Annotated in this window: 17 protein-coding genes; 6 read left to right on the top strand and 11 right to left on the bottom strand. The window is 68.7% G+C overall.

Annotated elements, in window-relative coordinates:
* Window positions 1-2 precede the first annotated feature (2 nt).
* Both LKO27_RS01070 and LKO27_RS01065 read right to left on the bottom strand, forming a co-directional pair.
* On the bottom strand, window positions 3-3,407 hold the full coding sequence (locus tag LKO27_RS01070; RefSeq protein ID WP_227735056.1) for a pyruvate carboxylase: 3,405 nt from the start codon (window positions 3,405-3,407) through the stop codon (window positions 3-5).
* Window positions 3,408-3,450: 43 nt separating this feature from the next.
* Window positions 3,451-4,995, bottom strand: coding sequence for an NCS2 family permease (locus LKO27_RS01065; protein WP_227735055.1), 1,545 nt, complete (start codon window positions 4,993-4,995; stop codon window positions 3,451-3,453).
* A gap of 105 nt (window positions 4,996-5,100) precedes the next feature.
* Between LKO27_RS01065 and LKO27_RS01060 the strand changes: the two genes are divergently transcribed.
* Entirely contained in the window at window positions 5,101-5,631 is a 531-nt protein-coding gene (locus LKO27_RS01060) for a lipoprotein LpqH (protein ID WP_227735054.1), read from the top strand.
* A gap of 149 nt (window positions 5,632-5,780) precedes the next feature.
* Here the strand turns inward: LKO27_RS01060 and LKO27_RS01055 are convergent, their stop codons facing one another.
* From LKO27_RS01055 to LKO27_RS01040, 4 genes are read right to left on the bottom strand one after another with little or no spacing between them, the layout of a single operon-like run.
* Complete coding sequence (locus LKO27_RS01055; RefSeq protein WP_227735053.1) at window positions 5,781-7,163, bottom strand: arylsulfatase; 1,383 nt, start codon at window positions 7,161-7,163, stop codon at window positions 5,781-5,783.
* A complete protein-coding gene (locus tag LKO27_RS01050; protein ID WP_227735052.1) occupies window positions 7,160-8,011 on the bottom strand; it encodes a carbohydrate ABC transporter permease in 852 nt (283 codons plus the stop codon). The genes LKO27_RS01055 and LKO27_RS01050 overlap by 4 nt, the downstream gene beginning before the upstream one ends.
* On the bottom strand, window positions 8,001-8,954 hold the full coding sequence (locus LKO27_RS01045; protein ID WP_227735051.1) for a carbohydrate ABC transporter permease: 954 nt from the start codon (window positions 8,952-8,954) through the stop codon (window positions 8,001-8,003). Before LKO27_RS01045 ends, LKO27_RS01050 begins: the two co-directional genes overlap by 11 nt.
* 2 nt (window positions 8,955-8,956) lie before the next feature.
* On the bottom strand, window positions 8,957-10,255 hold the full coding sequence (locus tag LKO27_RS01040; RefSeq protein ID WP_227735050.1) for an ABC transporter substrate-binding protein: 1,299 nt from the start codon (window positions 10,253-10,255) through the stop codon (window positions 8,957-8,959).
* Between the two features lie 137 nt (window positions 10,256-10,392).
* On the opposite strand from LKO27_RS01040, the gene LKO27_RS01035 reads away from it, so the two are divergent.
* The 4 genes from LKO27_RS01035 to LKO27_RS01020 all read left to right on the top strand — a co-directional run bounded on the left by LKO27_RS01035 (window position 10,393) and on the right by LKO27_RS01020 (window position 15,460).
* A complete protein-coding gene (locus LKO27_RS01035) occupies window positions 10,393-11,541 on the top strand; it encodes an ROK family transcriptional regulator (protein ID WP_227735049.1) in 1,149 nt (382 codons plus the stop codon).
* Between the two features lie 120 nt (window positions 11,542-11,661).
* Window positions 11,662-12,585 (top strand): ROK family protein, encoded by a 924-nt coding sequence (locus LKO27_RS01030; protein WP_227735048.1) that lies wholly within the window; start codon window positions 11,662-11,664, stop codon window positions 12,583-12,585.
* The gene (locus tag LKO27_RS01025; protein WP_227735047.1) at window positions 12,582-14,141 is read left to right on the top strand and encodes a M81 family metallopeptidase; all 1,560 of its coding nucleotides are present in this window, start codon (window positions 12,582-12,584) and stop codon (window positions 14,139-14,141) included. The genes LKO27_RS01030 and LKO27_RS01025 overlap by 4 nt, the downstream gene beginning before the upstream one ends.
* The gene (locus LKO27_RS01020) at window positions 14,135-15,460 is read left to right on the top strand and encodes an alpha-L-fucosidase (RefSeq protein WP_227735046.1); all 1,326 of its coding nucleotides are present in this window, start codon (window positions 14,135-14,137) and stop codon (window positions 15,458-15,460) included. The genes LKO27_RS01025 and LKO27_RS01020 overlap by 7 nt, the downstream gene beginning before the upstream one ends.
* Window positions 15,461-15,482: 22 nt before the next feature.
* On the opposite strand, the gene LKO27_RS01015 is transcribed toward LKO27_RS01020, so the two are convergent.
* The 3 genes from LKO27_RS01015 to nagB form a co-directional block, all read right to left on the bottom strand.
* Window positions 15,483-16,253: a DUF3027 domain-containing protein gene (locus tag LKO27_RS01015; protein WP_227735045.1), complete on the bottom strand. Its 771-nt coding sequence runs from the start codon at window positions 16,251-16,253 to the stop codon at window positions 15,483-15,485.
* Window positions 16,253-16,636, bottom strand: a complete 384-nt coding sequence (locus tag LKO27_RS01010) for a cold-shock protein (protein ID WP_227737178.1) — start codon at window positions 16,634-16,636, stop codon at window positions 16,253-16,255. Before LKO27_RS01010 ends, LKO27_RS01015 begins: the two co-directional genes overlap by 1 nt.
* Before the next feature lie 61 nt (window positions 16,637-16,697).
* Entirely contained in the window at window positions 16,698-17,513 is an 816-nt protein-coding gene (nagB, locus tag LKO27_RS01005; protein ID WP_227735044.1) for a glucosamine-6-phosphate deaminase, read from the bottom strand.
* 140 nt (window positions 17,514-17,653) lie between these two features.
* Here nagB and LKO27_RS01000 point away from each other — a divergent pair, with 140 nt between their 5' ends.
* Window positions 17,654-18,418 carry a hypothetical protein gene (locus LKO27_RS01000; protein WP_227735043.1) on the top strand — a complete coding sequence of 255 codons (765 nt, stop codon included), beginning with the start codon at window positions 17,654-17,656 and terminating at the stop codon, window positions 18,416-18,418.
* On the opposite strand, the gene LKO27_RS00995 is transcribed toward LKO27_RS01000, so the two are convergent.
* Together LKO27_RS00995 and LKO27_RS00990 are read right to left on the bottom strand one after the other, a co-directional pair.
* Entirely contained in the window at window positions 18,382-18,933 is a 552-nt protein-coding gene (locus tag LKO27_RS00995) for an NUDIX domain-containing protein (protein ID WP_227735042.1), read from the bottom strand. The genes LKO27_RS01000 and LKO27_RS00995 overlap by 37 nt on opposite strands.
* On the bottom strand, window positions 18,930-19,640 hold the full coding sequence (locus tag LKO27_RS00990; RefSeq protein ID WP_227735041.1) for a copper homeostasis protein CutC: 711 nt from the start codon (window positions 19,638-19,640) through the stop codon (window positions 18,930-18,932). Before LKO27_RS00990 ends, LKO27_RS00995 begins: the two co-directional genes overlap by 4 nt.
* Between the last annotated feature and the right edge of the window lie 316 nt (window positions 19,641-19,956).

Below are 19,956 nucleotides of genomic sequence, written 5' to 3'. Positions count from 1 at the left end.
GGTCAGCTGGCCGGGTCGATGACCACCACGAGGTCGCCACCGTCGAGCTGCGTCGTCGCGGGGAGGACGACCCGCTTCACGGTGCCCGCCAGCGGCGCGTTGATGGAGGCTTCCATCTTCATGGCCTCGATGGTTGCCACCGGGTCTCCCGCGTTGACCTGCGCACCCTCCTCGACGATGACCGTCACGGCCCCGGCGAACGGCGCGGCGACGTGGCCGCGGTTGCCCGGGTCCGCCTTCTCCGCCGTCGCCACCTGCGACTCCAACGAGTAGTCACGGACGCGAACCGGCCGGAGCTGGCCGTTCATCAGAGTCATGACTGTGCGCTTGGCGCGCTTGTCCGGCTCACCGATCGCCTCGAGGCCGAACAGGATCTGCACGCCCTTCTCCAGCTCGACGACGTACTCGTCGCCGTTGCTCATCCCGTACAGGTAGGGAATGGTCGAGATCACGGAGATGTCGCCGAAGTCGTCGCGCATCTGCTGGAACTCCTTGGTTGGGCCGGGGAACAGGAGTCGGTTCAGCGTCTCCTGCCTTTCCCTGCCGGAGTTCTCGAGCAGGCTCATGTCCGACGGTGCGACCTCGGTCTCGCGCTGCACCCGCCGACGGCCACCCGTGGCCTTGGTACGGAACGGCTCGGGCCAGCCGCCCGCGGGCTCACCGAGCTCGCCCTCGAGGAAGCCGATCACGGAGTCCGGGATGTCGAACTTCTGGGGGTCAGCCGCGAACTCGGCCGGGTCGGCACCCACGGCGACGAGGTGCAGGGCAAGGTCGCCCACCACCTTCGACGAAGGGGTCACCTTGATGGGACGCCCCAGGATCTTGTCGGCGGCGCCGTACATGGCCTCGATCTGCTCGAACTTGTCACCCAGGCCCAGTGCGATGGCCTGCTGGCGAAGGTTGGAAAGCTGCCCACCGGGGATCTCGTGCTCGTAGACGCGGCCGGTGGGAGCCGGGAGCCCGGACTCGAACGGCTTGTACAGCTTGCGGACCGCCTCCCAGTACGGCTCCAGCGCCAGCACGCACTGCGGGTCCACGTCGGGCTGCCGGTCGGTGCCCTCGAGCGCCATGATCAGCGCGGACATCGGCGGCTGCGACGTCGTCGAGGACATGGCCGAGTTGGCGACGTCGACAGCGTCCACGCCCGCCTCGACGGCGGCTATCAGCGTCGCGATCTGGCCACCCGTGGTGTCGTGGGTGTGCAGGTGGACGGGGAGGTCGAAGCGCTCGCGCAGTGCTCTGACAAGCTTCTCTGCGGCGCGGGGCCGCAGCAGCCCGGCCATGTCCTTGATGGCGAGGATGTGCGCGCCGGACTCGACGATCTCCTCGGCGAGGCGGAGGTAGTAGTCCAGGGTGTAGATGTCCTCCCCTGCGTCCAGGAGGTTCGAGGTGTAGCAGAGCGCCACCTCAGCCACCGCGGAGGTCTCTCGCACGGCCTCGATGGCGGGCCGCATCTGGTCCACGTCGTTCAGGGCGTCGAAGATGCGGAAGATGTCGATGCCCACCTCCGCCGCCTCGTGGACGAACGCGCGCGTCACCGCCGTCGGATACGGGGTGTAGCCGACGGTGTTGCGGCCACGCAGCAGCATCTGCAGGTTCTGGTTCGGCATGGCGGCGCGCAGCTTGGCGAGCCTCTCCCACGGGTCCTCCCCGAGGAAGCGCAGCGCGACGTCGTAGGTGGCACCACCCCAGCACTCGACGGAAGTCAGGCCGGGCAGCATGCGGGCCTGGTGCGGTGCCACGGCCACCAGGTCACGGGTGCGCACCCGGGTGGCCAGGAGGGACTGGTGGGCGTCGCGGAAGGTCGTGTCAGTGATGCCGACGGCGGTGGCCTCACGCAGTTCCCGCGCGAACCCCTCGGGGCCGAGGGCGAGCAGGCGCTGGCGGGCGCCGTCGGGAACGGGCTTGCTGAGGTCGATGTCGGGCAGCTTCACCGAGGGCTCGAGCTTGGTGGGCGCCTCGCCGTGCGGCTTGTTGACCGTCACCTCGGCGATGTAGCGCAGCAGCTTGGTGCCGCGGTCCGCAGGCGTGCGCGCGGACAGCAGGTAGGGCCGCTCGTCGATGAACGACGTGGTGACGTCACCCGCGACGAAGTCTGGATCCTCCAGCACGGCGCGCAGGAACGGGATGTTGGTGGCCACGCCACGCACCCGGAACTCGGCCAGGGCGCGCTTGGCGCGGGCGACGGCCATGTTGAGGTCCCGGCCGCGGGTGGTCAGCTTCACCAGCAGGGAGTCGAAGTGCGGGCTGATCTCCACGCCCGTGCCGGTGGTGCCGCCGTCGAGGCGCACGCCCGCGCCGGAAGCGGAGCGGTAGGCCTGGATGAAGCCGGTGTCCGGGCGGAACGAGTTGAGCGGGTCCTCGGTGGTGATGCGGCACTGCAGCGCCGCACCGCGGATCTCGAGTTCCTCCTGGACGACGCCGATCTCGGCGAGCGTCTCTCCCCCGGCAAGCCGCATCTGGGCCTGGACCAGGTCGACGTCGGTGATCTCTTCGGTCACCGTGTGCTCCACCTGGATGCGCGGGTTCATCTCGATGAACACGTGCCGGCCGGCGCGCTCGCCCTTGGTCTCCACCAGGAACTCGACCGTGCCGGCGCAGAAGTAGTTGATGGACCTGGCGAACTTGACGGCGTCGGAGGTGAGGGCGTCGCGCAGTTCCTGGCTGATGTTGGGCGCCGGGGCGATCTCGATCACCTTCTGGTGCCGGCGCTGGATGGAACAGTCCCGCTCGAAGAGGTGGACGACGTTGCCCTCGCGGTCCGCCAGGATCTGGACCTCGATGTGGCGTGGGCCCGAGACCGCCTGCTCGATGAAGACCGTCGGGTCTCCGAACGCGGCCTCGGCCTCGCGCATGGCGGCGCCGAGCTCGTCGGAGAACTTCGCCGGGTCGTCAACGCGGCGCATGCCGCGGCCCCCACCGCCGGCCACCGCCTTGATGAAGACCGGGAACCCGATCTCCTGGGCCCCCTTGGCCAGCTCCTCGGCGTCCGTCGAGGGCGGGGTGGAGGCCAGCGTCGGCACGCCAGCCTTGCGGGCGGCTTCCAGGGCACGGACCTTGTTGCCCGCCATCTCCAGCACCTCGGCCGACGGGCCGACGAAGGTGATGCCGTTGGCCGCGCAGGCGGCCGCCAGGTCCGGGTTCTCCGAGAGGAAGCCGTAGCCCGGGTAGACCGCGTCCGAGCCGGACTCCTTGGCGACGCGGATGATCTCGTCGATGTCCAGGTAGGCGCGCACCGGGTGGCCCGGCTCGCCGATCATGTAGGACTCCTGGGCCTTCACCCGGTGGTCGGCGTTCCTGTCCTCGTAGGGAAAAACGGCGACCGTCTTCAGGCCGAGTTCATAGGCGGCACGGAAACCACGGACAGCGATTTCGCCACGATTGGCGACAAGAACCTTGGAGAACATGCGCGTCAGCCTACCGGCCAGCCGGTGGGCGCCCGTCAAGCGCTCAGTTGATGAGAGCCAGGATCGGGCCTTGGAGGAAGTAGATGACGAACATCACCGCCACCACAAACATCAGCGGGTGCACGGCCTTGGCCTTGCCACGGATCAGCTTGATGAACACGTAGCCGAGGAACCCGGCACCGATCCCGACGGTGATCGAGTACGCGAACGGCATCAGGATGATCGTGAGGAAGGCCGGGATGGCGAGATCGAGGTCCTTCCAGTCGACGTCGACCACCTGGGCGATCATGAGGAAGCCCACGAACACCAGCACCGGCGAGGCCGCCTCCGACGGGACCATGTTGATCACGGGCGACAGGAAGATGGCCAGCAGGAAGGCCGCGCCCGTCACCACGGAGGCCAGGCCGGTTCGCGCGCCTTCGCCGACGCCCGCCGTCGACTCCACGAAGCAGGTGTTGGACGAGACCGACCCGAGGCCACCGGCCACCGCGCCGAGGGAGTCGACGAGCAGGATCTCCGTCGTGTGCGGAGGCATGCCGTCGGCGTCCAGGATGCCGCCCTCGGTACCGACGGCGACGACGGTGCCCATGGTGTCGAAGAAGTCGGCCAGCAGCAGCGAGAACACGAGCACCAAGAGTGCAAGGAACGTGGTGACGGAGAACTGGCCGTCGACGAAGAACGCGCCCACCATGTCCACGCGGCCGATGAGGCTGAGGTCCGGGGCCGCGAAGTTGCCGAGCTGCGGCACGTTGAGCGCCCAGCCCGTCGGGTTCTCACCTGCGGCCTGCGGGCCGATCTTCGCGATCGCCTCGATGATGATGGCCACGACGGTGGCCACGACGATGGAGATCAGCATGGCGCCCTTGACGCGCAGCACGTACAGCGCAATCAGTACGCAGATGCCGACGAAGAACACCAGGATCGGCCAGCCCATCAGGGATCCGCTGATGCCGAGCTCGACGGGCGGAGCGCCGGCGGGCTTGCGGACCACACCCGCGTTGATGAGGCCGACGAAGGCGATGAACAGGCCGATGCCGACGCTGATGGCCGTTCGCAGCGCCTTGGGAACGGCGCGGAAGACGGCGGTTCGGAAGCCTGTCAACACCAGGATGGCGATCAGGATGCCCTCCCACACCACCAGGCCCATGGCCTGTGGCCAGGTCATCTGGGGGGCCAGCACGTAGGCGACCAGCGCGTTCAGACCAAGTCCGGTGGCCAGGCCGATCGGGAAGCGGCCCACGACGCCCATGAGGATGGTCATCACGCCGGCGATCAGTGCAGTGGCGGCGGCCACCATGCCGATGGAGGCGCCGACGGCGGCCGCGTCAACCTGGGTCATGGCGGCGTCGGTGAACTTCGGCGCGCCCGAGATGAGCAGGCCGTCGCGGTCCGTGGCGGTGCCGATGATCAGGGGGTTGAGCGCGACGATGTAGGCCATCGCGAAGAAGGTGACCAGGCCACCCCGGACCTCCTGCCCGACGGAAGATCCCCTGCGGGAGATGTGGAAGTGGCGCTCGAGCCAGGACGCGTTGTGGGCTGCCTCGGCAGCCACCGGCCGTCTCGCGGCCTTGGGGGACTTGTTGATCACGGCCGTCATGTTAGCGGTTCGCTTCCCGTGCCCGGCCGCTGGTCAGCCGTAACGCCCCCACTGCGGCGACGGGGTAGATTCAAGCCCGAGGAAAGGCTGGAACCCATGAACAGAGTCAAGTCCATCGCTTTCTCCGGATTCGGCATCGTGACAGTGCTGGCCATGTCAGCCTGCACAGCCCCCGGAATGGATGTGCCTGAGCCCGGTCAGGGGACCGGATCGGCCAATGCCAGCCAGCCCCAGGCACAACCCGAGACCCAGCCGGAGGAGAACGCCGGCATCGAGACCCCAGCTCCCGAGGGTGGGGCCGCGGCCAGGGTCGGAGACACCGAGATCACCATCGACACCGTCGCCTGCACGGTGATCAACGGCATGTGGTCCATGAGCGGCAGCGACGCGGACGCCGACGACAAGGTGGCGGTGACCGGGCCGGAGGACCGCTCCTCCGTCGAGGCCGCCAGCGTCGTCCTGGCCGACGGCACCGTGGTCCAGGTCATGCCGGGCACCGGCAGCGCTTCCATCGTGTGGGACGGTGAGAGCTTCACGGTGACCGGACGCGGCGCGCTGCTGAACCTGAACGAGCCCGACGACACGGGTGAGGAAGCAGACTTCGTGATCACGGCCTCCTGCGCCTGAGGGGCACCGCTGGTCCACCGCTGGTCGAGCAGCCCACCGCTGGTCGAGTAGCCGCGGCGGAGCCCGGCGTGTCGAGACCACCCCCTGGTCGAGCGAACCCACCGCTGGTCGAGTAGCCGCGGCGGAGCCCGGCGTGTCGAGACCCGACTTCAGCCCGGGTAGCCGGTGCGGTCCCGGTACTCCTCGTGCAGTTCCCGCGCCAATGACCCCGCACTCCACAGGTTGAGCGACTCCTGCGGGTCGTTCGCCAGGTCGTAGAGCTGCCCGTCGTCGGAGTCGGGACCGCATGGCTCCCCCACCGGTTCGCTGAACCCGCCCGAACCTGACCCGTAGATGGCCTTGTCCTGGTCTCGCCGCAGCACGAGTCGCCCGTCGTAGGCCTGGACGCCGATGATCCGGCTGCCCCCGACGTCGGCGAGCCTTCGCCCGTCGACGTCTGGCACCGGAGGCATCCCGACCAGCTCGGCCAGAGTGGGCATCAGGTCGAGCAGGCTGATCGGCTGGTCACGGACGGCGGTGGCAGCCACCCCCGGGCCGGCGCAGACCAGCGGGACCCTGTGCCCGCCCTCGTAGGCGTCCGCCTTCTGCCCCCGCCAGTGGCCGTTGGGCGGGAAGGTGGTGACGTCACCGTCCTCGGGGAAGATCATCGGGGCGCCGTTGTCGCTGGTGACCAGGAAGATCGTGTTCGCACGGGTCTCGGGGTCGAGCGCGTCGACTATCCGCCCGACCATCCAGTCCACCAGGTGGATCGAGTCCCCCCGGGCTCCCGCCTTCGACGTGCCCCGGACGAAGTCGGGTGGGACGCACGGGCGGTGGGGCGCGGCGGAGGCCACGTAGGCGAGGAACGGCCTGTCGTCGGGGCGCTGGAGCCACGAGACCGTCTCCTCGGTGATGCGAACGTCGACCTGGTCGTCCTGCCAGCCCTCGACGGTGAGGCCGGGACGCTGCGAAGTGTGCAGCGGGGCCTTCTCGATGGTGGGCAGACCCACGGTCCGGTCCTGGTCGAGGAAGCAGTAGGGCGGCATGTCCAGGGAGCCCGAGATCCCGAAGAAGCGCTCGAACCCGTGTGCGGTCGGCCCGTTCGTGAACGGCTCGGAGTAGTCGAGGTCGCGACCGTCGCCCTGCATGTCCGGGGCAAACCCCCCGTCGAACGCGTCGGCCCGGGTGCCGTCGAGACGTTTCCACCCCAGGCCGAGGTGCCACTTGCCGAAGGCGCCGGTGCGGTAGCCGGCCTGCTTCGCCAGGGAGGCCAGCGTGGGCATGCCTACCGGGATGATGCAGGGGTCCGCTCCCCCGAGGACACCCCGCTTCAGCGGACTGCGCCACGGGTACCTGCCGGTCAGGATGGCGTAGCGCGACGGCGTGCAGACAGAGGACGCAGCATGACAGTCGACGAACCGGGTGCCGACGGCGGCCAGTTCGTCGATCCGCGGGGTGTGGACGCCCTGGGCGCCGTAGCAGCTCAGGTCCGCCCACCCGAGGTCGTCGGCCACGAACACCACGACGTTGGGGCGGTTGCCCGTGGCGCTCACCGTCCCGCCAGCCCGACGGTGGCGATCCCCTTCACCAGGTGCTTCTGGAGCGCGATCACGACCAGCATCGTCGGGGCGATCGCGATGACGGAGGCGGCCAGGATGAGGTTCCAGGCGGCCCCCTTCTCACCGAAGAACGTCTGCAGGCCAAGGCTCACGTTCCCCAGCCCTTCGACGTCGTTGACCACGATCAGTGGCCACAGGAAGCTGTTCCAGTAGGTGATGAACGTCCACACGCCCAGCACGGCCATGGACGGCTTCGCGAGCGGCAGGATGATCTTGCGGAACGTCTGCCAGTGGCTGCAGCCGTCGACGCGTGAGGCCTCGACGAGTTCGTAGGGCAGGCTCATGAAGAACTGCCGGAGCAGGAACGTGCCGAAGGCTCCGAAGGCCCATGGCAGGATCAGCGCCTGCCACGTGTTGATCCACCCGAGGCGCTGCATCAGCAGGAACATCGGGATGACCAGGACCTCCTGCGGGATCATGAGGGTCGCGAGGTAGCCCAGCAGCGTCATGTCGCGTCCCCGCCAGCGCAGGATGCCGAAGGCGTATGCGGCGAGGGCACTCACCACCAGCACGACGAGCGTCCCCCCGAGAGACTGCAGGAAGCCGTTGAGGATGTAGCGCAGGAACGGCGCGTACTCGAACACCTCGACGTAGTTCTGCCACCTCAGCTCGGAGCCGAACAGGCTCGGCGGCTGGCTGAAGATCTCGCCCGGAGCCTTGAAGGATGAGGTGATCGTGTAGATCACGGGGAAGATGAACGCCAGCGCGACGAGGAACAGCAGTACCTCGCTGATGGAGGCGGTCAGGATCGGCCGCCTCTTGGGGGTCGCCTTACTGGTCATAATTCACCCACTTCTTCTGACCGATCCACTGGAGTGCGGTGACGATCAGGATGAGTCCGAACAGGATCATGGCCGGCGCCGCAGCGGCGCCGAGCTCTCCCCCCTGGAATGCCTTCTGGTAGACGTCCATCACCACGGTGACGGTGGAGTTGCCCGGGCCCCCCGCAGTCATGACGTAGGGCTGGTTGAAGATCTGGAAGGCCTGGATGATCGTGATGGTCGTCGCGAAGAAGATCGACGGTGTCATCAGGGGCAGCTTGATCCGGAACAGGGTGGCCCAGAACCCCGCGCCGTCGATCTTGGCGGCGTCGAGCACCGGATCAGGCAGCTGGTCGATGGCGGCGGAGAAGATCAGCACGTTGTAGCCCAGGCCGTTCCACAGCACCACGACGACGACAGCCAGGAGCGCGGTGCGGCTGTCGGCCAGGATGTTGGGCAGGTCGATGCCGACCGAGGCCGCCAGGTAGTCGAAGATCCCACCCGGCTGGTAGAGCATCTTCCAGATGATGGCCGTGGCGACGCTGGGGGTCACCACCGGCAGGAAGAACAGCACCCGGTAGAAGTGGCTGAACCTGCTCGACGAGATCCAGAAGGCCATCGCCAGGCAGAGCACCAGGTTCAGCGGCACCACCAGCACCGTGAACACGATCGTGTTGACCAGCGCCGCGGTGAAGGGGTTGCCCGGTTGGAACAGCGAGGTGTAGTTGTCCCAGCCGGCGAAGGAGACCTCGCCGAAGGTGGGCCAGTTGAAGAAGCTCGTCACGATGGCGAGCAGCGTCGGGAACAGGACGAACAGCGTGAGCCCTATCGCACTTGGCGTCAGGAACCCGAACGCCGCCCTCTTCTCATGCCGAACGGAGGCACTCTTCCGGGGACGATCCGCCCCCGGAAGAGTAGCGATCGAGCCCTCACGGGTACTGCTGGTCCGCGAGGTGATGGTCATCGTCAGTTGCCCGCCGCTGCCTGGACGTTCTCAAGCGCCTGGTCCGGGGTGCCGCTGCCGGTGTAGGCGAGGATGAACTCACGGGCGATCGACTTGGTCACCGCGTCCCAGTTCTGGGTCGGGATGAAGGGGATGGCCGTCTCGCTGCTGTGCTCGACGACGGCGCGGGCCTGCTCCGAGTAACCCGGGTTCTCGGTGTCGATCTCGGTGGCCAGCGCCTCGTAGAAGGTGTCGTCCGAGGCGGTGCGGGCCGGCATGGTGCCAGCCTCGGCCGCAGCCTCCTGGCCTTCGGCGCCGGTGATGACCGCGATGGCCTTGGCCGCAGCCTCCTTGTCCTCACAGGACTTCGCGATCCCGAAGCCGGAGTTCGCGGAGAACGATGAGATGCCGCCGTCGCCGACGGGCAGGGTGGTGACGCCCACGGGGAAACCGGCGTCGATCGCGTCGGTGGCGAGGTTCCAGGTGCCGTCCACGGCCATCGCGACGTTGCCTGCGACGAACTGCTGCTCGCCCCAGGGGATGTCGGAGGAACTGGCGGGGACCAGCGACACCTTCTCGTCGGTGGCAAGGCCGGAATACCAGTTGAACGCCTCGGACATCGAGTCCTCGGTCAGGGCCAGCGAGCCGTCCTCGGCCACCGGGGTGGTGCCGTTGTAGGCGAGCAGCTGGGAGAACATGTGGAGGTCGGAGAAGCTCTGGCCGAAGGCGGGCTTCCCGGTGGCTTCGGTGATCTTGCGTGCCGCGTCCTCGAAGTCCTCGATGCTCCAGCCCGGCTCCGGCTCGTCGACGCCCGCCTGCGCGAAGGCGTCCTTGTTGTAGAACAGCGCCATGGTGGACAGACCGTAGGGGATGGCGTACTGGGTGCCGTCGTGCTGCAGCGCCTTGAGGGCAGCGGGGTTCCAGTCGTCGGCGGTGAACCCCTGGGCCGCCATCAGCTCGTCGAGGGGCTCCATGGCCTCCGCGAAGGCAGGCAGCCGGAGGCTCTGCATGCTCACGATGCAGGGGGCCGAATTGCTCGCCAGCTGCGACTGCAGCTTGGTGAAGTAGTCTGCGAACGGCGGCTGGGTCAGCTTGACGGTGATCTCAGGGTGCGCCTCGGTGACGTCAGCTGCGATTCCCTCCCACATCGCGTTGCCGGCGTCGCCCTGGTTCCAGAAGCCCCAGTCGAGCGTGACGCTGGCCTTGCCTTCGCCTTCAGAGGGCGCATCCGTGGTGGCGGGGGCCGGTGCACTGCAAGCTGTGGCTGCGAGCGCGATAGTCGCTGCGATGGCTCCGATGCCGACGCGTTTGGTGACCTTCATTGGTTTCCTCCCAGTAGGGGTGCTCTGCGGTGGTATAAATTTGCCTCCGAATTAACTCGCTGTCAAGCAGGCCCCGAATTCTGGTCCAGACTATGAATCGTTCATTACGGCCAGCGGCGGCCGGACTAGGAGGAAGCGTGGCTCATCCCCAGGCCGAGTGGAGGCACACCCAGGCAACACGCGGCCAGATAGTGGCAAGCCTGTTGTCGGAGCCGAACCTGAGCCGCAGCGACCTCGTTGAAAGGCTGGGACTCGGACCGGCCACGGTCAGCACGCAGGTCCGACGACTACTGGAGCTGGGCATCCTGACAGAGGGGCCCTCACAGGTCGTGGGCGCCGGTCGCCCGCGGGTTCCGTTGTCAGTGCGTGGTGACACTGGACGCGCGATCGGGGTGGGAATGGGCGTCAGCTCCGCAGCCTTCACCGTGATCAACCTTGACGGCACGATCCTCGACGAACGGCGCCTCGACCTGGACACCTCGGACCCCGAGGCGCTCAGCCGCAGCATCGGCTCGGTCACGCACCGCATCGTCGAGACCGACCCAGGGGCTCCATGGTGGGGACTCGGCGTGGCCGTCTCCGGGGTGGTGGCGGAGTCGACGGGAATGGTCTCGTTCTCGGTCGTGCACAACTGGGAGGCTGTCCCGCTCGGAAACCTCGTGGAGCGGCAGGCTGGACTCCCGGTGCGACTCGCGAATGACATCGCCGCGCTGGCCTACCGCGAGCTCTACCGCCCACGCGTCGAAACGCCGTCCGACTTCCTGCTCGTCTCGGTCGGCTCCGGCGTCGGCATGGCGCTGGTGCGCGACCATCAGGTCATCACTGGGGACCAGGGGGCGTCCACGGAGATGGGGCACGTCTCCGTCGACCCTCTAGGACCCGCCTGCCGCTGCGGCAACCACGGCTGCCTGCAGGCCCTTCTCGGCCTCGATGAGTTGCTCCGCGAGGCCGCGCGGGTCTCACCCGACGTCGGCGACTCCGTGGAGGACCTCGTCGCGGCTGCGGTCTCCAATCACCGCGTGGCCCGAGTCGTGGACCGAGGGGGTTACTGGCTGGGACGCGCCGTGGGCGGCGCCTGCACGATGGTCGGGCTCAGCAACGTCCTGCTCACCGGCGAGTCCCTCCCCCTCTGGCCCCACATGGCGGCCGGTTTCGAGACAGGCCTGCATGAGACCGTGCCCACCCTCACTAACCCACCCAACATCGAGCGGCGCGCCTGGGATCCCGCCGCGACGGCGGTGGGCGCCGCGACCATCGTCCTGAATCGGGTCCTGGGATCCGGCTAGGCGGATTTCGAGGCGTAGCCAACCGCCCTGCCCGCTCCTTTCTGGACGTCCGAGTAGGAATTAATTCGGGGACGAGGTAATCTCCGGGCCAGAACTTGGTCAAGGAAGGAACCGGAGCGGATGACAGGGCTCGTTGCAGGAGTTGACATCGGCGGCACGAAGGTGGGGGCTGTCGCAGTGACCTCCGACGGTGTCGTCCTCGCCTCCCGCACCGCCGTCGCAGCCCGGGGCGGTTCGGCGGTCCTGGCCCAGGTCAGCACCCTGGTGGCACAACTCGAGTCCGACACCGCTGCACCCGTCGTGGCCGTAGGCGTCGGCGCCGCGGGTGTCATCGACAGCGCCAACGGGCTGGTACTCGCCGCGTCCGAGACGTTCCAGGACTGGACCGGCCGCGCCATCGGTGAGGAACTTCAGCAATCCCTGGCCAGGCCGGTCAAGGTGGCCAACGACGTCAACGCCTTCCTCCTCGGAGAACTGCGCTGGGGTGCCCTGGTGGGGGTCCGGAGCGCGCTCGGCATCATGCTGGGCACCGGCGTGGGCGGCGCAATCGTGCTGGACGGCATCGTCCTCGAGGGTTCCCACGGCGGGGCCGGGGAGATCGGACACACCCCCAGCTACTCCTCCCACCGGTGCACCTGCGGCGGCACGGGCCACCTCGAGACGATGGCCTCGGGGCGCTCGCTCGGCCTGCGGTACTCCGAGCGGGCAGGCGGCGCTCCCCCCACGGGACGGGAGGTGGCGCAACTGGCACGCACCGGGGACCCGACTGCGCTCCTCGTCTTCGAGGAGGCCGGACTCGCACTCGCGAACGCGATCCTGTCCGCGTCGACACTCCTTGACGTCGGTCACGTCGTGGTGGGAGGCGGAGTCGGAGGCGCCTGGGACGTGCTCGGCCCGACTGTTGAGCGAGCCATCCGCGCGAACCCGCCCGTCACTGGTCGGCCGCTGGTCATCCGCCCCGCGACGCTGGCCTATTCTGCGATGGGCGCCGCGTCCCTGGTCCTCGGGTCCGGCACCCGCAAACCCTCGGAGGTACCGCTGTGAGAACGGCTGCAGACATCTGGATGCCCGCCCTGCCACCCGTGTCCCCCGGCGGGATCGCGCAGCCGAGAATCGGAGTCGGCGGCATCGCCATCGAGTCCAGCACCTTCAGTCTCCACGTCAGCGACGACGACTCCTTCGTCGTGCGGGAGGCCGAGACGCTGTTGTCGTACCACCCCTTCCTGCGCCCTGGCCAGCCGCTGCGGTCCCAGGCGGACTGGGTACCGCTGCTGCACGCGCGAGCCCTGCCCGGCGGCGCCGTCGCGCAGGAAACCTACCTGCGGCTCCGCGACGAGCTCGTCGGCCGCATCGAGGCAGCCGGGCCGTTCGACGGATTCCTGCTGGACATCCACGGTGCGATGAGCGTGGATGGGCTCCTGGACGCTGAAGCGGATCTGGCAGCCGCAGTTCGCAGCGCTCTTGGGCCCAACACTCTGGTGTCGGCGAGCATGGACCTGCACGGCAACGTTTCGGAGAGGTTTCTCGGGCTGGTGGACCTGCTCACGTGCTACCGGATGGCGCCACACGAGGACGAGGTGAACACCCGGGAACGCGCGGCCCACAACCTGCTGCTGCGCCTGCGATCCGACGTGGGCAGCGATCCGGTGGCCCGTCGGCCCCTGAAGGCCTGGGTTCCGGTACCCGTCCTGCTGCCGGGCGAGAAGACCAGCACGCGGGTCGAGCCGGCGAAGTCCCTGTACAAGGCGGTGGCGGAGGTCGAGGCTCGCCCAGGTGTCCTGGATGCCGCCGTCTGGGTCGGGTACGCCTGGGCCGACGAGCCGCGCTGCCGCGGGGCCGTCGTCGTGACCGGTGACGATGCCCGAGAGATCACCAGGGCCGCAACGGAACTTGCCTCGGACTTCTGGCGCGTCCGGGAGGAGTTCGAGTTCGTCGGTCCCACTGGGACGCTGGGAGAGGCTTTCGACGCAGCACTGGGCGCCGGTGCGGCACGTCCCTACGTGATCTCCGACTCCGGAGACAACCCGACGGCCGGGGGCGCCGGCGACTCGTCGTGGTCCCTCACCGAGTTGCTTCGCGACGACCGGCTCACAGACCCCCGCCTGACGGTCATCCACGCATCGGTCTTCGACCCGGCAGCGGTGGCCGCGGCGCGCGCAGCCGGCGTGGGTGCGACCGTCCGCCTCCCCGTCGGAGGGCGCGTGGACACCAAGTCCGCGCCACCGGCGGCGGTCGAGGGGCAGGTGGAGGCGGTCGTCGACGGCGACCCTACGGCCGGCACCCAGGTGGTCATCCGCTCCGGAGCTGTCAGGGCCATCGTCACCGAGCGCCGCAAGCCCTTCCACCACGTCTCGGACTTCACGGTGCTGGGACTGGATCCGCTCTCCGCCGACGTAGTGGTGGTGAAGATCGGTTACCTGGAACCGGAACTGTTCGAGCTGGCCGCCGACTGGACCCTCGCACTGACCCCGGGGGGAGTGGACCAGGACCTGCACCGTCTGGGGCACCGCAACCTGACGCCGGGGACCTGGCCCTTCGACCCCCCGGCAGGCGAACCCGACTTCGACCCGCTCCTGATGAGAGGACCCGACAGATGCTGAACTTCGACACCCGCACCGGCCCTGACTTCGGCGACGACGCCCCCACCTATCCGGCACTCGAGGTGCCTGCCTGGTACCGGGACGCCAAGCTCGGGATCTTCATCCACTGGGGCATCTATTCGGTCCCGGCGTGGGCGCAGTTGCACGGGGACCGCATCGTGAGCACCGAGGACGAGTACGCCCAACACCAGTACGCGGAGTGGTACGCCAACACGGTACGGATCGACGGCAGCCCCACCAGGCGCCACCACGTACAGACGTACGGCCCGGGGACCACGTACGAGGACCTCGCGGACCTCTGGCAGGCAGAGCGCTTCGACGCCACGGTCCTCGTCGACCAGGTGCTGCGCTCCGGCGCCAAGTACGTCATCCCCACCACCAAGCACCACGACGGCTTCTGTCTGTGGGACACCGCCACCACGCCGTTCAACACCGTCCGCAGGGGACCCCGGCGCGACGTCATCGCGGAACTCCACGACGCCGTGCGTGCGGCCGGGGCCCGGTTCGGGGTGTACTTCTCCGGGGCGCTCGACTGGCACGTGAGCGACCTGCCTGCCATCCAGTCGGATCGGGACCTGTTCATGCTCCGCCGCAACGACGTCGAGTTCGCCCGGTACTCGGCGGACCAGTTGCTGGAACTGGTCCGGCGCTTCGCGCCCGAGGTCCTCTGGAACGACATCGAGTGGCCCGACGGCGGCAAGGGCCACGGCTCGCACGGCCTTGCCTCGCTGTTCTCCGAGTACCTGGGTGAGGTTCCCGACGGGGTCGTCAATGACCGCTGGGGCGTCCCCGCCCACGGTTTCCTGACGCGGGAGTACAGCCACGTCGCCGACATCCAGCCTGAACCGTGGGAGGCCTGCCGGGGGCTCGGGTTCTCCTTCGGCTACAACAGCGTCGAAGACGAGCACGCCTCGATGAGCGGTTCCGAGGTCATCCGATTCCTCGTCGACGTGGTGTCAAAGAACGGGAACCTGCTGCTCAACGTCGGCCCCCGCGCCGACGGGTCCATCCCCGACCTGCAGCTGGCGGCGCTGGAAGAACTCGGGGAGTGGCTTGAGGTCAATGGCCGCGCGATCTTCGGATCCCGCCCGTGGCTGCGCGCGCTCGACGGGGACGTGCACTACACCAGCAGCGACGGGAGCGTCTTCTGCTTCGCCGACGACCCGGCTCTCGGTCGCCTGACGCTGCCGACGGAGCTGGCCCACTGCGACACCGTCGCGTGGCTTGGCGCCGGGGAGGGCCGGGTCACGGACGGGTCCGTCGAAGTACCTGAGTCACTGCGTGGAGCCCCGGTTGCCGTCGCGGAGGTCAAAGCCTGACCCGCGACGGCGGCTGCGGCCGTCAGTCGAAGATCGTCTGGTCCACGCTGATGGTGTCGAACACCGGCGCGGGCAACTCGCGGGCGCGCTCTGCGGCGACCACGTCGGAGTGCCCACCGCAGCCGTGGTCCAGGCTCACCACCTGGGCGTCGGAGGGCGAGTACTCGTTCGTGCAGGCGCCGAAGAGGGTCCCCAGCGAGCCACGCAGCGGCACGAAGTAGGCGCAGGTCTTGCAGGGCGCCGGCGCCTGGCGGGAGATCTCGTTGTCCGGCCCGGGAGGTCCTGCCAGCCAGCGCTCGGCGGCCAGGTCCCTGCCGTAGCGGGAGAGCAGCCGCTCGCGCCCCAGCCCCAGTTCGGAAACAGTTGAGCGCAACTGCACCCACTCGGTGGGGTCGGCGTCGACCGGGAGGTCCGTGGCCGCGAAGCCAGGTTCGAGCCGCGGGTCGTTGTCCGGGGTGGCCATGAGCATCCCCGGCCCGATGTCACCCGGCCCGATGCGTTCCTCCCAGGGAACCCATTTCGGGGCCAGGAGGGCGGAGGCCCTGGGCAGGAGGACCACCTCGTTGACCGTCGGGGACTTCGCGCGTGCCGCCCGCACCACCGTCACCGCCCAGTGCCAGTCCCGGTACCCGGGCAGGTTCGCCTCGAAGTAGTGCGTGACCAGTCGTTCACCCTCTTCAGCCACCACCCCCTGGTGCTCGCCGACGGCGTCCTCGCCCGCGAGTTCGACCGCGGCCTCTCGGGCCAGGTCGACGGCGGCGGCCGCGACTGCATCCAGTTTGGGTGCTGGCATCACAACTCCAGTTCGTCGGCGACGCGGCGCAGGAGTTGCGCCGTGTTCGCGGAATGCTTCTCGTCAGGGTGGCGTCCATGGCGGTAGCCGTTGCCAAGGTCGTCGAGCAGCCGGATGAGGTCCTCGATTATGACGGCCATCTGCTCGGGCTTCTTGCGGGCGGCCTTGGACAACGAGGGGGGCGCGTCGATCAGTTCAAGGGACAACGCCTGCTCACCACGGCGACCGTCCATCACGCCGAACTCGACCCGTTGGCCGGACTTCAAGGAGGTGACTCCCGCGGGCAGGACGTTGGCGCGCACGTAGACGTCACCGCCGCCGTCCTTGGTGATGAAACCAAAGCCCTTCTCGGCGTCGTAGAACCGCACCTTTCCAGTGGGCACAGCCATCCCTCGCTTCTCTGGTTGCTCGACCGCCCACTCTATCGCGCCGCTGAGACTCCCCTCAACCAGCAGAAACGTTCGACAGCGGCCCGTCCGACTCGCCCTTGCCGTTCGACGGCACCGCGGCGGCGCCCCGGAAGTACTCGGCGTAGCGCAGCCTGGCGCCCGCGGCCTCGTCCACCACCACGAGGACCTTGGGATGGAACTGCAGGATCGACGCGGGGCAGACGGCCGCGACGGGGCCCTCCACCATCGCGGCGACGGCGTCTGCCTTGTGCGCGCCCGATGCCACCATCACTATCGTCCTGGCCTCCATGATGGTCCCCAGCCCCTGCGTGACACAGTGCGTCGGCACCGTCTCACCCTCGGCGAAGAAGCGCGCGTTGTCCTCACGGGTCTGGCGCGTCAGGGTCTTCACACGGGTACGGGAAGAGAACGAAGACGTGGGCTCGTTGAAACCGATGTGGCCGTTCGTGCCGATCCCGAGGATCTGGACGTCGACTCCCCCGGCCCCGGCGATCGCGTCGTCGTACTCGCGGGCAGCAGCGGCCAGGTCGACGGCGAAGCCGTTGGGCACGCGCACCCTGGCCGGGTCCATACCCAGGGGCACCTGCACGGTGCGTCGGATGGTCTCCTTGTAACTGAGCTCGTGCTCCGGCGGGATACCGACGTACTCGTCCAGCGCGAACGCCAGCCCATGGGAGAAGTCCACCTCCCCTGCCTGCGCCCTGCGGGCCAGTTCCTCGTACAGCCGGATCGGGGAACTGCCGGTCGCGACGCCCAGCACGGGGGTCTGGTTGCCCTCAAGCGCGGAAATGACCCGATCCGCCGCGACGGCACCGACCTCGGCGTCGTCCGAACAAATGACCACTTCCATGCCTGCTCCTGATTCCCGGGCCCGAGTGGGCTGAACTTCCTGTCGAATCTATCCCTCCGGGCTCCGGCGGGGACAGCCGAGCGGCCCCGGGAGGCCCAACTGAGCAGGTGCGTTGCGCGTCGGGCCCGTAGGATGGGCCCATGGCCAGTTGGACCGACGGTGCAGCCTATGCACCCACCGAGCGACCCGACGGGTTCGCCTCCCCGGAGGTGGACCCGCTGAGCGTCGCCGAGCCCCAGCTCGCCCGCACGGCCGGTCCTGTCCCGCCACCGCAGGGATTCGCCCCGTCCGCCCCGCAGCCTCCGCTGGACCAGATCCGGACCGACCCGCCTGCGAGCCGTAATCCTTCCGAACCCTTCCGCACCGTCGCGGCGACGATGACGGCCACCCCGGAGTCCCATGCCGGGGAGCGCGATCCGCGCCTGCCCTTCCACACCTACACCGCCGGCGCCGGTTCCCAGGAGTTGCCGCCCCCCACCGGGGACCCGTTGCCGCCGCCGGTGGGGGCTCCCGTGGCCCTCCCCGTCGACTTCCCGCCCCCGGTCCCTGGCGCGCAGGCGCTGCCACCGGGAATGCCCGGTCCCATGTTCCAGACCACCCGGCCTCCGTTCGACCCGAAGCCGCTGCGCACACTCCTGATCCTCGCGATGGTCGCGCTTGCCCTGGGTGTCATCGTGCCCGGCACCGCGCCCTGGTTCATCCTGGTCTCGGGGCTCCTGGGGCTGCGCACCAAGGCGCTCACCGGTTCGTTCGGCGTCACCGCGTGCTGGACTGGCGGCGCCCTGCTGCTCCTCACCGCGGTCCTGCCACCCGAGTCCCTCAATGGCCTCAGCGGTCTGCTGGCGTTCGGCTTCGTCTTCTGGGCGGCCTACGGGTTGCGGAAGAACCCGACGCCGCGCAGGTAGTCCGACACCCGTTCGCGCTCCTGCGCGGTCAGGGGCACCGTCGACTCGTCCATCGTGCCGAGGTCAAGCGCGCCTGCCCCGTCCCAGTCAATGAGCGTGCGAAGGGTGGCAGGCCACAGCGGCTCGGGGAGTTCCGCCGTCGGCCACCACCGGAAGCCCTGCAGCCGTTCCCGCTCCCTGTCCGACCAGGCGACCGGCTCCGGGTCGAAGCGCTCGACCCGAGCCTTGAAGAACGTCTCGTGCTGGCACAGGATCCGATCGGAGTAGCCGTGGACGACCACCCGCACCGCGACCGGCCCCTCGACGTCGTCGGTCCGCACCGGCAGACCGGTCTCCTCATGCGCCTCCCTGGCTGCGGCCTCGCGCGCGTCCTCGCCGTCGTCGATGCCGCCGCCGGGTGTCACCCACCAGCCAGAACCAGGCACTCCCGGGTCTGAATCAGCCAGCAACAGGATCGAGTCGTCGGAGAGCACCAGCAACCTGGCTCCCCTGCGATGCTGGATGCGACGCGTCACTGGACCCGCTGTCGCTCGTGGCGCACGGTGTCATCGATCAGGTGCCGCCAGGCCCGGACCAGGTCGGAGTCGACGTAGGCCTTGAAGGAGCCACCGGGGCGGGCGGAGCTCCCGATGTGGAATGCCCGCACGCCCGCGCGCACCAGCCATGGGACATGCTCGGGGCGCAGACCGCCGCCGGCCATGATGAGCCCGGCGACGCGTTCGTCGCCCCGGGCGCGCCTGATCAACTCGTCGAGACCCTGCTCCACGCCGCGAGCGGACCCGGCGGTCAGGACCTGGTCGAGCCGCGGCAACTGCAGAAGTCGTTCCCAGGCGTCGTCGAGGTTGAGGCAGTTGTCGACGGCGCGGTGGAAGGTCCAGGGCCAGTCGCCCTCGCCTGCGAGTTCCGTCACCACCTCGACGTCGACGTTGTTGTGACCGTCCAGGAACCCGAACACCACGCCGTCGGCCCCGGCGTCGAGGTAGCTCTCGACGAGTCCCTTGAGGCGGACGACCTCCCCGCCGTCGGTGCGGAAGCCCTCTCGGAGCCGAACCATGGGACGGATGTGGATACTGGTCGCGCGACGGACCTTGTCGACCATCAGCGGCTCGGGCGAGAGGCCGTCGTGGTCCATCGTGCCCAGCAACTCGATGCGGTCGGCTCCCCCGGCCTCAGCGCGCTCCGCGTCCGAAGCGTGCAGTGCGATGACCTCCAGCGTGCTCATGGCCTGATTGTGCCGCACAACCTTCGTTGGACCCCGAAGGCACGTGGGTTCTCGGGGTTCTGTGCTGGGGGGATGCGGTCCTCGGCACCGGTCGTTCTTTGGCCGGTGGGATTCCAGGACGCAAACCCGGCGTGTCATGGACAGCTCCCGTCCATGACACGCCGAGTTCGTGCTCTGGAATCCCATGGCCTCGGGGGGCCAAGCCCCGGAGGCCAAAATTGCACCGATCAGCGGTGAAGGTCAGTTGCTCGCAACGGCTCGAAATGACCTTCTGCGTACGTAGGATGTTGACGTTCCGGGATGAATCGTTTCAGTG

The sequence above is a fragment of the Tessaracoccus sp. OS52 genome (genome assembly GCF_020687685.1).
Lineage (GTDB): Bacteria > Actinomycetota > Actinomycetes > Propionibacteriales > Propionibacteriaceae > Arachnia.
The sequence above is the reverse complement of the archived record's forward strand: the minus strand, read 5'-3'. Positions and strand labels throughout refer to the sequence as shown.

Coding starts and splice junctions, on each gene's coding strand:
- LKO27_RS01070 (WP_227735056.1), bottom strand. CDS start 3,407: ATGTTCTCCAAGGTTCTTGTCGCCAATCGTGGCGAAATCGCTGTCCGT.
- LKO27_RS01060 (WP_227735054.1), top strand. CDS start 5,101: ATGAACAGAGTCAAGTCCATCGCTTTCTCCGGATTCGGCATCGTGACA.
- LKO27_RS01050 (WP_227735052.1), bottom strand. CDS start 8,011: ATGACCAGTAAGGCGACCCCCAAGAGGCGGCCGATCCTGACCGCCTCC.
- LKO27_RS01045 (WP_227735051.1), bottom strand. CDS start 8,954: ATGACCATCACCTCGCGGACCAGCAGTACCCGTGAGGGCTCGATCGCT.
- LKO27_RS01040 (WP_227735050.1), bottom strand. CDS start 10,255: ATGAAGGTCACCAAACGCGTCGGCATCGGAGCCATCGCAGCGACTATC.
- LKO27_RS01030 (WP_227735048.1), top strand. CDS start 11,662: ATGACAGGGCTCGTTGCAGGAGTTGACATCGGCGGCACGAAGGTGGGG.
- LKO27_RS01020 (WP_227735046.1), top strand. CDS start 14,135: ATGCTGAACTTCGACACCCGCACCGGCCCTGACTTCGGCGACGACGCC.
- LKO27_RS01015 (WP_227735045.1), bottom strand. CDS start 16,253: ATGCCAGCACCCAAACTGGATGCAGTCGCGGCCGCCGCCGTCGACCTG.
- nagB (WP_227735044.1), bottom strand. CDS start 17,513: ATGGAAGTGGTCATTTGTTCGGACGACGCCGAGGTCGGTGCCGTCGCG.
- LKO27_RS01000 (WP_227735043.1), top strand. CDS start 17,654: ATGGCCAGTTGGACCGACGGTGCAGCCTATGCACCCACCGAGCGACCC.
- LKO27_RS00990 (WP_227735041.1), bottom strand. CDS start 19,640: ATGAGCACGCTGGAGGTCATCGCACTGCACGCTTCGGACGCGGAGCGC.